Genomic DNA, 871 nt, shown 5'->3' with positions numbered 1-871 from the left:
TGACCTGCCACGGGATTTTTCCTCCATCTGCGACTAGAGTCCTCCCCAAGGAAGGGACGGACATTGAAGCGAACAATTCGAACCGAAGAGCAGATCATCGGGATCTTGCAGGAGCATGAGGCCGGCGCGAAGTGTGCCGATCTCTGTCGCAAGCACGGCATGTCGGAAGGCACGTTCTATGCCTGGAAGGCGAAGTATTCCGGGATGACGGTGTCGGAGGCCAAGCGGCTGAAGGCGCTTGAGGACGAGAACGCCAAGCTGAAGCGGCTGCTGGCCGAGCAGATGCTCGACATGGCCGCGATGAAGGAACTGCTGTCAAAAAAATGGTGACGCCCGTCGTGAAGCGCGAGGCTGTCGCGCATCTGAAGGCCCATCTCGGGCTGTCGGAACGGCGGGCGTGCCAGATTGCTGGGGCGGACCGGAAGATGGTGCGATACCAGTCGCATAGGGCGCCTGACACGGCGCTGCGGGGCCGACTGCGCGACTTGGCCAATGAACGGCGCCGGTTCGGGTATCGGCGGCTGTTCGTGCTCTTGCGCCGTGAGGGGGAGCCTTCCGGGATCAACCGCATCTACCGGCTCTACAGCGAAGAAGGGTTAACCGTCCGTAAACGCAAAGCGCGCCGCAAGGCTATTGGGACACGGGCGCCGATCCTTATCGAGGCGCGCGCCAATGCCCGTTGGTCGCTCGATTTCGTGCATGACCAATTCGCCTGCGGGCGGCGCTTCCGGGTGCTGAACGTGGTCGACGATGTCACACGGGAATGCCTTGCCGCGATCCCTGACACCTCGATCTCGGGCCGCCGCGTGGCCCGAGAGCTGACAGCGCTGATCGAACGGCGTGGTAAACCCGGCATGATCGTCAGTGACAA

The 871-nt window shown here is 62.5% G+C and carries 1 pseudogene; it reads left to right on the top strand.

Features of this window, described 5'->3' with window-relative positions:
• Nucleotides 1–63 precede the first annotated feature (63 nt).
• Nucleotides 64–871, top strand: a pseudogene (locus tag QQJ98_RS19770) (IS3 family transposase); the annotation flags it as partial.

This window comes from Cypionkella aquatica (assembly GCF_030161095.1).
In the GTDB taxonomy this organism is placed as follows: domain Bacteria; phylum Pseudomonadota; class Alphaproteobacteria; order Rhodobacterales; family Rhodobacteraceae; genus Cypionkella; species Cypionkella aquatica.
The sequence above is the reverse complement of the archived record's forward strand: the minus strand, read 5'-3'. Positions and strand labels throughout refer to the sequence as shown.